This window comes from Gordonia sp. (in: high G+C Gram-positive bacteria), from assembly GCF_047606305.1.
Taxonomy (GTDB): domain Bacteria; phylum Actinomycetota; class Actinomycetes; order Mycobacteriales; family Mycobacteriaceae; genus Gordonia.
Map to the genome: position 1 here is coordinate 1 of NZ_JASGER010000121.1, position 10,313 is coordinate 10,313.

The window sequence follows — 10,313 nt, forward strand, 5'->3', positions numbered from 1 at the left end:
CGCAGGGTGCGGGCCGCCCGGACGCGCTGCGCCAGGTCGACCGCCTGCCGGCCGTCGCGAACCCCGGTGCGCCCGCCCGGTCGGCCCACGTCGATCAGGACGTCCAGGTCGACTCCCGCCGTGCGGGCAGCCGCGTCCGCCGCCGTGACACCCGCGGCGGAATCGACCAGCACCATGACGGTCGTCGTGTCGGCGACGGCACACACCTGCGGCAAGGCGCCGATCACCTCGTTGGCGATCAGGATCCGCTCGCACCCCCAGGCGGCGGCGGTCGCCGCCTGCGCCGGCGTGGCCACCGTGACCGCGCTCGCCCCGGCAGCGAGCTGCCGCTCAACGATCGGGCGACACATCGTGGTCTTGATATGAGGCCACAACTCGACACCGGCGTCGGCGCACCAACGCGCCGTCGCCTCGATGTTCGACGTCAGGCTCGCCAGGGACAGGCGCAGCTGCGGGTGAGCGGTCACCACGTCAGTCTGGCAGTGCACTCTGCAGTGATCTGTGTCACACTATATATGCGCTGGTTCTTATATATGAAATGATGCATATGTCGGGTGAACAGCCCGAGTAGCCACCAGACGACACGACGAAGGAGTCACCATGGCCGATCACACCGAGCACGCCAACCACGACCACAAGCACGGCGAGGGCTGCGGCCACGTCGCCGTCCCCCACGGCGATCACGTCGATTACGCCCACGACGGACACCTGCACAAGGCGCACGACGGGCACTTCGACGAGTGCGAGCCCGCCGGCCACACCGAGCACGCCGGTCACGACCACAAGCACGGCGAGGGCTGCGGCCACGTCGCCGTCCCCCACGGCGATCACACCGACTACATCCACGACGGGCACCGTCACGCCGCGCACGAGGGTCACTACGACGAGCACTGAGACACCGGACGCAAACGGCGGGTGCGGCGACCGATCAGGGTCGTCGCACCCGCCTTTTCGCTCCCCCAAAGAACCCAGAATCAGACGCTATTGTGCTCTAAGCACAGAAATGCCCCACAAGTTCATGGGGTGAGACCGTAGCCCGGTGCATTTTGCACCCATAGTGTTTTGGATCACAGCCAAGCAAGGAAGTGATGCAAAGCATGTCGGAGATCGGCTACTTCGCGTGGAACCTGACCGACCGGGGCGATTCGCCCTGCGTCCGCGATGACTCCACCGAGCTCGACTACGCGGGGTTCGCCGCGCGCACGGACGCCGCGGCGGCCCAGTTCGCCCAGCGCGGGGTCACCCGCGGCTCGGTCGTGGCCGTGTGGCTGCCGAACCGGGTCGAGCTGCTCATCGCGATGATGGCGGCGTGGCGCCTGGGCGCCGTCGCCACCCCGGTCAACCCGCAGTTCCTCATCCCGGAGGCCAAGCGCCAGATCGATGATTGCGATGCGGTCCTCGTCGTCGCCGCGCAGGACGAGCCCGACCTCGGGCGACCGGTCCTGGTCGTCGACGACCTCGCCACCGCCCCCGAGCCCTCTTGGCGCGCGCCTCAGCAGCCCTCCCCCGACGACACCGCGCTGCTGATCTACACGTCCGGGTCGACCGGAGTCCCCAAGGGCGTCGAACTCACCCACGCGAACCTCCAGTACATGGGCACCGCGATCGGTCAGAACAGCGACCTCTCGGCCGCCGACCACGCGCTGCTGATCCTGCCGCTGTTCCACGTCAACGCCATCGCCGTCAGCTTCCTCGCCCCGATCCTGGCCGGCGGCCAGCTGTCGGTCACCGGGCAGTTCTCGGTCTCACGGTTCTTCGACGACGTCGCCCGCCTGCGACCCACCTACTTCTCGGCGGTGCCGACGATCTACGCGCTGCTGGTGTCGAAGATGCCCGCCGACGCCGACCTGTCGTCGCTGCGCTTCGCGATCTGCGGCGCCGCACCGATCTCGCGCGAATTGCTCGCCCACGCCGAAAAGACACTGCGCATCCCGATCCTCGAGGGCTACGGGCTGACCGAGGGCACCTGCGCCTCGGCGTGCAACCCGTTGCACGGGGTGCGCAAGCCCGGCACCGTCGGACCGGCCCTGCCCGGTCAGACCATCGCGATCGCCGGGCCCGATGGCAAGCATCTGCCTCCCGGCCAGGCGGGCGAGGTCGTGGTCTCCGGGCCCAGCGTCATGCGCGGTTACCTGGGCCTGCCGGACGCGACCGCGAGCACCGTCGTCGACGGCTGGCTCCACACCGGCGACGTCGGCAAGCTCGACGACGACGGCTACCTCACGCTGGTCGACCGGGTGAAGGACATGATCATCCGCGGCGGCGAGAACATCTACCCCAAGGAGATCGAGAACGCGCTGGCCGAGCACGCCGGCGTACTCGAGGCGGCCGTCGTCGGCCGTCCCGACGACGTGTACGGCGAGGTTCCGATCGCCTACGTCGTCCCCTATCCCGACGCCGAGGTCACCGGCGAAGAGCTGCTCGACCACCTGTCGAGCCGATTGACCCGGGTGAAGCTTCCCGTGTCGGTCACCGTTGTCGACGCCCTGCCCCGCAACCCCGTGGGCAAGATCGACAAACCCACCCTCCGAGTCCAGGCCCGCGCACCGGTCTGACCGGCTCGAACCACCCCATCCCCCCAGCCAGTCGAGGCACAGAACCCCTGTGTCACGGCTACCCCTATCCCAATCAAGAGGAGCAATCGCCATGGGATTCAAAGAGGGCGTACTGCCCGACACCGATCCGGCCACCTTCATGGAGAAGCCGTATCTCGAGCGCGTGCAGATCATGTCGCGCTCGTGGGTCGAAAACGGATTCGGCACGCCGAAGATCCTGCCGACGATCTACGTCGTCAAGGTCCTGGTGCTCTACCTGGCGATCGGCATCACCATCGCCACCCTGACCAGCGGCTTCAGCCCGCTGCACCCGTCCGAGTGGTGGAACCAGCCGGTCTTCTACCAGAAGGCCATCATGTGGACGGCCCTGTTGGAGACCATCGGCCTGGCCGGCTCGTGGGGACCGCTCGCGGCCCACTTCAGCCCGATGACCGGCGGTCTGCGGCACTGGTTGAAGCCGGACACGATTCGCCTCCCACCATGGCCGGACAAGGTTCCCGGCACGAAGGGCGACCGACGGACCGGGTTCGACGCAACCGTCTACGCGCTGATCCTGCTCACCATGGCCGCCACGCTGTTCTGGCCGACCGTTGACGCCTCCGGCTACACCGGTGGAGCCACCGTCAAGGAGCACCTGGGCCTGGCCGCGGCCGACAAGCTGCCGCTGATCAACCCGGTGCTGCTGATCCCGGTGATCGTCCTCCTGCTGATCCTGGGCCTGCGCGACAAGGTGGCCTTCCTGGCCTCCCGCCCCGAGCAGTACATGCCCGCGATGCTGTTCTTCGCCCTCGCGCCCACGATGGGTCTGGCCACGATGATCGTGGCGCTCAAGCTGCTGATCACCGTCGTCTGGCTCGGTGCCGGCATCTCGAAGATCGGCAAGCACTTCGGCAAGGTCGTGCCCGCGATGATGTCGAACACCCCGGTCCTGCCCGGCAAGTGGATCCGCCGGAAGTTCTACCGGAACTTCCCCGAGGACCTGCAGCCGTCGGGCCTGGCCCACTTCGTCGCACACGGCCTCGGCACCGTCGTCGAGATCACCTTCCCGCTGGTCCTGCTGTTCGTCGGCAGCCCGTGGTGGCTGGTCGTGATCTCGGTGATCATGATGATCGGCCTGCACACGGTGATCTTCTCGACCTTCCCGCTGGCCGTGCCGCTGGAGTGGAACGTGCTGTTCGGGTTCGCCGTGGCCTTCCTCTACCTCGGCTTCCCCAACAAGGACGGCTTCGGGTTCATCGGGTCGGACTACGCGTGGACGCTGCCGATCCTGGTGGCCCTGCTGGTGCTGCCCATCCTCGGCAACCTGCGACCCGACCTGGTCTCCTTCCTGCCGTCGATGCGCCAGTACGCCGGCAACTGGGCCTCGGCCCAGTGGGCCTTCGCGCCCGGCGCGGAGAAGAAGATGGAGGAGTTCATCGTGCGCTCGGCGCCGAACACCATCACCCAGCTGCAGGCGACCTACCCCGAGGACATCGCGGAGGTGGTCCTGCACAACACGAACGGCTGGCGCGGCATGCACAGCCAGGGACCGGGCCTGATGTCGATCCTGTGGAACTACCTCGGCGACGAGAAGTTCCAGCACGAGTACACGATGCGCGAGGCGGAGTTCGCGTGTAACTCGGTGGTCGCCTTCAACTTCGGCGACGGCCACTTCCACAACGAGGATCTGATCGCCGCGATTCAGAAGCGCTGCAACTTCAAGCCGGGTGAGTTCCTGGTCGCCTGGGTAGAGTCCCAGCCGATCCACAAGGACTACCAGGAGTGGAAGTTGATCGACGCGGCTCTCGGTGTCGTCGAGCGCGGCACGTACAAGGTCAAGGACTCGGCGGATGCCCAACCGTGGCTCCCCGACGGGCCCATCCCGTTGACCTACACGTACACCAGCAAGAGCGCGACCCCCGCGGGAGCGCACGCGTGACAACCGCAGTAGTGGTCGGCGGCGGGCCCAACGGGCTCGCCGCCGCCCTGCACCTCGCCCGCCACGGCGTCTCGGTCACCATCCTGGAGGCCAAGTCGACCGTCGGCGGCGGGGCGCGCTCCGGCGAGGCCGGCTACCCCGGCCTGATCAACGACTACTGCTCGGCGGCACACCCGCTGGGCATCGGCTCCCCGTTCTGGAAGACCGTCGACCTCGAGCGCTACGGACTGTCGTGGTGCTGGCCGGAGGTCGACTGCGCCCACCCGCTCGACGACGGTCGGGCCGGCGTGATCTACCAGTCCGTCGACAAGACCGCGGCGGGCATGGGGTCGGACGGCAAGCGCTGGAAGCATCTCGTCGGCGGTCTCACCGAACACTTCGACGACCTCGCCGAAGACCTCCTCGGGCCGGTCCTGGGCATTCCGCACCACCCGCTCCGCCTGGCCGCGTTCGGACCCAAAGCGCTGCTGCCGGCCTCCGTCGTCGGCAAGTACCTGCGCACCGACACCGCGCGGGCCCTCTACGGTGGCGCCGCCGCGCACGCCTTCACCCGCTTCGACAAGCCGCTGACCGCCTCCTTGGGACTCATGATGCTGGCCGGCGGGCACCGCTACGGCTGGGTCGTCGCCAAGGGCGGTTCCGGTTCGATCACCCAAGCCCTCGTCGACGCGCTGGGCGACTACGACGTCACCATCGCCACCGACACCTTCGTCCGCAGCCGCGCGGACATCCCCGACGCCGACCTGGTGCTGCTGGACCTCACCCCGGCGCAGGTGCTGACCCTGTACGGCGACGACATGCCCGCGCGCATCCGCCGCTCCTACCAGCGCTTCCGCGTCGGATCGGCGGCGTTCAAGGTGGACTTCGCGATCGAGGGCGACGTCCCCTGGACGAATCCGGACTGCCGGCGCGCGGGCACGGTCCACGTCGGCGGCACCTTCGAGGAGATCGCCGCCACCGAGCGCGAGCGCATCGCCGGCCGACTGGTCGACAACCCGTTCATGCTGGTCAGTCAGCAATACCTGGCCGATCCGAGCCGGTCGGCCGGGAACATCAACCCGCTGTGGTCCTACGCCCACGTGCCGCCCGGGTTCGACGGGGACGCCACCGAATTGGTGATCAACCAGATCGAGCGCTTCGCGCCCGGATTCCGCGACATCATCGTGCACACCCAGTCGTCGAATGCGGTTGCGCTGCAGGAGTACAACCCGAACTACGCCCGCGGCGACATCATCGGCGGCGCCAACGACGGGCTGCAGCTGATCTTCCGGCCACGATTCGGGATCGACCCCTACGCGACCGGTGTCGACGGCGTGTACCTGTGCTCGCAGTCGACGCCGCCGGGCGCCGGGGTCCACGGCATGTGCGGCTACAACGCCGCCGACCGTGCGCTCGCACACCTCGGCATCCCCCGCACCTAGCCTCTCCCGCCCCGCCCCGGAAGTAGGGTTGTCGCGTGCCCATCACGCCCCGCCAGCCACCGCCGGCCTCACCGGAGGTCATCGAGGCGACCGCGGCCGTGGCCGCCCGGCTGCAGAAGCGTCTGGACGAGCTGACCGACGGGCTCTCGGCCGTGATGGCCCGCGAGATCGAGGGCCTCGACGAGGACCCGGTGCTGATCGACCTGCTGTGGAACAGCGTCGAGTCGAACGTCTCGACGATCCTGTACGGTCTGGCCAACAACGTGCCGACCAGCCACCTGCAACCACCGTCGGCCGCGGTGGAGTACGCGCGACGCCTGGCCCAGCGCGGCGTGCCGTCGAACTCCCTGGTCCGCGCGTACCACATGGGCCAGCACGACCTGCTCAACGAGTTCTACCCGATCCTCGATGACATGGGTCAGTCGCGCGACCTCACCGTCGACGTCCTGCGCCACGCGACCGAGGTCGTGTTCGCCTACATCGACTGGATCTCCATCTACGTCTTCGACGTCTACGAGCAGGAGCGCAAACTGTGGCTGGGTGCAGCCGGCAACATCCGCTCGGCCCTCATCCACGGGCTGCTGCGGGACCCGGCCGCCGACACCGCGGCCTTCGAGGCCCAGACCGGGTACCGCCTCGACCAGTTCCACCTCGGTGCCGTTGTCTGGTCCGACGCCGAGCAGCCGCTGACCCCGGCGTCGATGGACACCGCGGCGACCAGCCTGGCGCGCGCGCTCGGGTCGGCCCGCGAGACCATCTCGACCGCCGTCGACCAGGAGACGCTGTGGGTGTGGGTGCCGCTCGGAGCGACCCCGCCGCGGGTAGACACCGAGTCGCTGCGGACCTCGCTGCGACTGCCCCCGTCGATGCGGATCGCCCTGGGCCTGCCGGCCTCGGGCGGGCACGGGTTCCGACGCACCCACGAGCAGGCGATCGCCGCCTACGAGGTCGTGACGGTGCAGCACACGCCCCGGTCGGCGGTCGTCGGCTTCGGCGACCGCGGGATCGCGCTGACCTCGCTCCTGGCGGCGAACCTGGACTCCACGCGCGCCTGGGTGGGCGAGGTCCTCGGCAGCCTCGCCGACGACACCGACAACGCCGCCGTGCTGCGCCAGACGCTGAGCACCTTCTTCGCCACCGGCGAGAGCCACCTCCACACCGCCAACAAGCTCAACCTGCACCGGAACACGGTCAAGTACCGCGTCGACAAGGCGCTGTCCGGGCCTCGCATCCACGACCGGCTCGACATCGCGCTGGCCCTGCAGGTCTGTGAGTTCCTGGGCCCGACGGTCCTGCGCCGCTGAGCGCCTACCGGGGCAGTCGCCCGGCCTCCTTCAGCGCCATCCGGAGTGCGAACTCGAGCTGGGCGTTGACGCTGCGCAGGTCGTCGGCGGCCCACTTCGCAATGGCGGCGTGGACCGCCGGGTCGAGCCGCAGCAGCACCTTCTTCGGCTCGCGCCGGGCGGCGGCCGAGCCGTCGGAGTCCGATGCCGGCACGACCATCAGGAGTAGAGCGATCCCACGTTGACGACCGGCTGCGTCGACCGGTCGGCGCACAGGACGGTCAGCAGGTTCGACACCATCGTGGCCCGACGCTCTCCGTCGAGTTCCACGATGCCCTTCTCGGCCAGGTCGTCGAGGGCCAGGCCGACCATCCCGACCGCGCCCTCCACAATCCGCTGGCGCGCGGCCACGACCTGCGCCGCCTGCTGGCGGACGAGCATCGCCTGGGCGATCTCCGGCGCGTAGGCGAGGTGGGTGATCCGCGCCTCGACGACCTCGATGCCGGCCGTCGCGGTCCGCTCGGACAGCTCCTCGGTGAGTTCCTCGGCCACGAGTGCCCCGTCGCGCAGAGAGGTGCGCTCCTCGTCGTGGGCGTCGTACGGGTGGGTCGTGGCGAGGTGCCGGACGGCGGCCTCCGACTGCGTCTCGACGTACTCCTCGTAGTCGTTGACCGCGAAGGTCGCCTGGTAGCTGTCGACGACGCGGTAGACGACGACGGCGGCGATCTCGACCGGGTTGCCGTCGGCGTCGTTGACCTTCAACCGCTGGGTCTCGAAGTTGCGCACCCGCAGTGAGACGGCGCGGCGCTCGGAGAGCGGGATCACCCAGTGGAAGCCGGGGTCGCTGACCGAGCCGACGTACCGGCCGAAGAACTGCACGACGCGGGCCTGGTTGGGGTGCACGATCGTCAGGCCCGTCAGCGCGAGGACCGCGACCAGTGCGCCGAGCCCCGCCACGATCGCGATCAGCCACCAGAGCGGGGCGCCGCCGGTGCGGGTGGCGGCGGCCAGTGCGGCGATCGTCGCGGCACCGAAGGCCAGGAACAGGACGACGATCACCGCCAGTGCCACAAATCCGTTGACTCGGAAAGCCGGTTTCAGCATCAATCCTCCTAATAGTGAAGTGATATCACCACACTATCACCCGGCACGGGTCGAACGTCCGGCGTAAGATTCGACGGCCAGCCCAACGCGAGAGGAAGACCGTGCCCGACGAGACCCGCATCGCGCTCACGCGGCTGCGCGCCCTCATCAACGCCGACCCGGACCGCTTCACCGGCTCCTACTTCGCCCGCCTCTTCGCCCTCGACCCCACCGCCCGCGAGCTGTTCCCCGCCTCGCTCACCCACGCGCGCGGCGGGTTCTACCGGATCATCGACCACGTCCTGGAGGTCACGCCGGCGCCCACCGGACACGACGAGCTGGTCGAACTGCTCGCCCAGCTCGGCCGCGACCACCGCAAGTTCGGCCTCACCGACTACCACTACGACCTGGCCCACCGGGCGTTGATCGCGGAGTTCGCCTCGCTTCTCGGCCCCGCCTGGACCCCGACGGTCGCCACCGCGATCGGCCAGACCGTCACATTCATCACCGGTGTCATGCGCGGCGCGGCGGCCCAGGCCCCCGGCCCCGCCCTCACCCCCGCGCGCATCGTGGAGAAGTTCCAGATCAGCCGCGAGCACGCGGTAGTCCGACTCCTCGCCCAGAACCCGCTGACCTACCTGCCCGGTCAATACCTCGAGGTCCAGGTGCCGCAGTGGCCCCGCGCGTGGCGGATGCTCTCGCCGTCGATTCCAGCCAACAACGCCGGCGAGGTCGAATTCCACGTCCGCGCGATCCCCGGCGGGACGGTCAGTCGCGCGATCGTCCAGGATTCGCGCGTCGGCGACGTCTGGTCGATCGCGCAGAGTCACGGCACCCTGCACGTGGAGCCGACCACGCCGACCACCATCGTCGCCGGCGGGACCGGGCTGTCGCCCATGCGCTCGATCCTGACCGCGCTGTGCACCAACGTCACCAATCCGCCGGTCCACCTGTACTACGGCGCGCGTCATCCCGGCGAGCTGTACGAGCTGCCGACGCTGCAGCACATGGCGGCGATGAACCCCTGGCTGAGCGTCACGGCGGTCACCGAACAGCGCGACGACCCGTGGTGGCTCACCTCGCTCGCACCGCCCGGCGACATGGAGTTTCCCCACTTGATCGGCACCCTCGCCGAGGCGGTGACCCACGACGCGGCGCAGGTGCCCGGCTACTGGGAGAACCGCGACGTGTTGATCGCCGGGTCACCGGCCATGATCGAGGCCACCCGGCGAAAGCTGATCATCGACGGCGCCAGCTTCCGGCGCATCCACCACGACCCGTTCTGAGTTCCGCAAGGACCGGCGTTCAGTACCCGCCGCCGTCGTCGTCGGGCTGCTCGGTGACCGTCTCGGTCACGGTCTGGGTCTGGGTGACCGTCGACGGGGGCGCCGTCGTGGTGACCGTCTCCGTCTGGGTCTTGGTCTGGGTACGGGTCGGACCGGTGGCCGTCGTCGTCTCGAGCGTGTGGTTGTTCTGCGTCTCGGTGTGGGTGACCGTCGCGGTCTCCGTGCTCACCGAGACCGTGGTGGGACCGACCACCCGCTGCGCGGTGCCGGTCGAGAACAGGACCGCCGCGATGGCGGCACCGAGGATCAGGAACCCGGCGGCCGCGGTACCGCCGACGAGCCACCACCGGCGCCGGTTCTGGCGTGCGGCGAGGGTGCGCGCCGAGTCCGGCCCGCTGACGCGTCGCGCCGAGACGTCGGAGGCGGCCACCACACCGGTGGTGCTGTCGTCGGGCTCCGCCTCATAGGACGGCACCGCGGCGAACGCCTGCGAGGAGGGCGCCGAGAAGGATTGCGACGGCGGTGCCGAAAAACCCTGTGACGGCGGAGCGGAGAAGCCCTGCGAGGGCGGAGCGGAGAAGCTCCCGGAGGGCACGGATTCGGGATGGCTGCGGGCGATGCCCGCGGCGGCGGCCGCAAGTGCGTACTGCGGCTCGGCAACGACCGCGACCGGCCGGCCCAGCGCCTGCTCGAAGGCGCTGCGCACACCCGGCACTCCGGCGCCGGAACCGGTGAACACGACGCGGGTCACCGCGTCGCCGCCGGGC

General features: G+C 69.3%; 9 protein-coding genes and 1 pseudogene. 6 read left to right on the forward strand and 4 right to left on the reverse strand.

Going from position 1 to position 10,313, the window contains the following annotated elements; genetic code table 11:
* The coding region (locus tag QM634_RS15490; protein ID WP_415043670.1) for an alanine racemase at positions 1 to 467 on the reverse strand (467 nt) is incomplete at its 3' end.
* A gap of 133 nt (positions 468 to 600) precedes the next feature.
* On the opposite strand from QM634_RS15490, the gene QM634_RS15495 reads away from it, so the two are divergent.
* From QM634_RS15495 to QM634_RS15515, 5 genes are all read left to right on the forward strand, one after another.
* Entirely contained in the window at positions 601 to 894 is a 294-nt protein-coding gene (locus tag QM634_RS15495; RefSeq protein ID WP_415043671.1) for a hypothetical protein, read from the forward strand.
* A gap of 203 nt (positions 895 to 1,097) precedes the next feature.
* A complete protein-coding gene (locus tag QM634_RS15500) occupies positions 1,098 to 2,555 on the forward strand; it encodes a class I adenylate-forming enzyme family protein (protein WP_415043678.1) in 1,458 nt (485 codons plus the stop codon).
* Positions 2,556 to 2,646: 91 nt separating this feature from the next.
* A complete protein-coding gene (locus tag QM634_RS15505; RefSeq protein WP_415043672.1) occupies positions 2,647 to 4,473 on the forward strand; it encodes a DUF3556 domain-containing protein in 1,827 nt (608 codons plus the stop codon).
* Positions 4,470 to 5,894, forward strand: a complete 1,425-nt coding sequence (locus QM634_RS15510; RefSeq protein WP_415043673.1) for a phytoene desaturase family protein — start codon at positions 4,470 to 4,472, stop codon at positions 5,892 to 5,894. The genes QM634_RS15505 and QM634_RS15510 overlap by 4 nt, the downstream gene beginning before the upstream one ends.
* Positions 5,895 to 5,929: 35 nt before the next feature.
* Positions 5,930 to 7,198: a PucR family transcriptional regulator gene (locus QM634_RS15515; RefSeq protein ID WP_415043674.1), complete on the forward strand. Its 1,269-nt coding sequence runs from the start codon at positions 5,930 to 5,932 to the stop codon at positions 7,196 to 7,198.
* 4 nt (positions 7,199 to 7,202) lie between these two features.
* On the opposite strand, the gene QM634_RS15520 is transcribed toward QM634_RS15515, so the two are convergent.
* Both QM634_RS15520 and QM634_RS15525 read right to left on the reverse strand, forming a co-directional pair.
* Complete coding sequence (locus QM634_RS15520; RefSeq protein ID WP_415043675.1) at positions 7,203 to 7,397, reverse strand: hypothetical protein; 195 nt, start codon at positions 7,395 to 7,397, stop codon at positions 7,203 to 7,205.
* A complete protein-coding gene (locus QM634_RS15525) occupies positions 7,397 to 8,281 on the reverse strand; it encodes an SPFH domain-containing protein (protein WP_415043676.1) in 885 nt (294 codons plus the stop codon). Before QM634_RS15525 ends, QM634_RS15520 begins: the two co-directional genes overlap by 1 nt.
* Positions 8,282 to 8,382: 101 nt before the next feature.
* On the opposite strand from QM634_RS15525, the gene QM634_RS15530 reads away from it, so the two are divergent.
* Positions 8,383 to 9,546 (forward strand): FAD-binding oxidoreductase, encoded by a 1,164-nt coding sequence (locus tag QM634_RS15530; protein WP_415043677.1) that lies wholly within the window; start codon positions 8,383 to 8,385, stop codon positions 9,544 to 9,546.
* A gap of 19 nt (positions 9,547 to 9,565) precedes the next feature.
* Here the strand turns inward: QM634_RS15530 and QM634_RS15535 are convergent.
* Positions 9,566 to 10,313, reverse strand: a pseudogene (locus QM634_RS15535) (hypothetical protein); the annotation flags it as partial.

What these genes read in the sequence shown, in the direction of transcription:
- QM634_RS15500 (WP_415043678.1), top strand. Translation starts at nt 1,098, where the DNA reads ATGTCGGAGATCGGCTACTTCGCGTGGAACCTGACCGACCGGGGCGAT.
- QM634_RS15525 (WP_415043676.1), bottom strand. Translation starts at nt 8,281, where the DNA reads ATGCTGAAACCGGCTTTCCGAGTCAACGGATTTGTGGCACTGGCGGTG.
- QM634_RS15520 (WP_415043675.1), bottom strand. Translation starts at nt 7,397, where the DNA reads ATGGTCGTGCCGGCATCGGACTCCGACGGCTCGGCCGCCGCCCGGCGC.
- QM634_RS15505 (WP_415043672.1), top strand. Translation starts at nt 2,647, where the DNA reads ATGGGATTCAAAGAGGGCGTACTGCCCGACACCGATCCGGCCACCTTC.
- QM634_RS15495 (WP_415043671.1), top strand. Translation starts at nt 601, where the DNA reads ATGGCCGATCACACCGAGCACGCCAACCACGACCACAAGCACGGCGAG.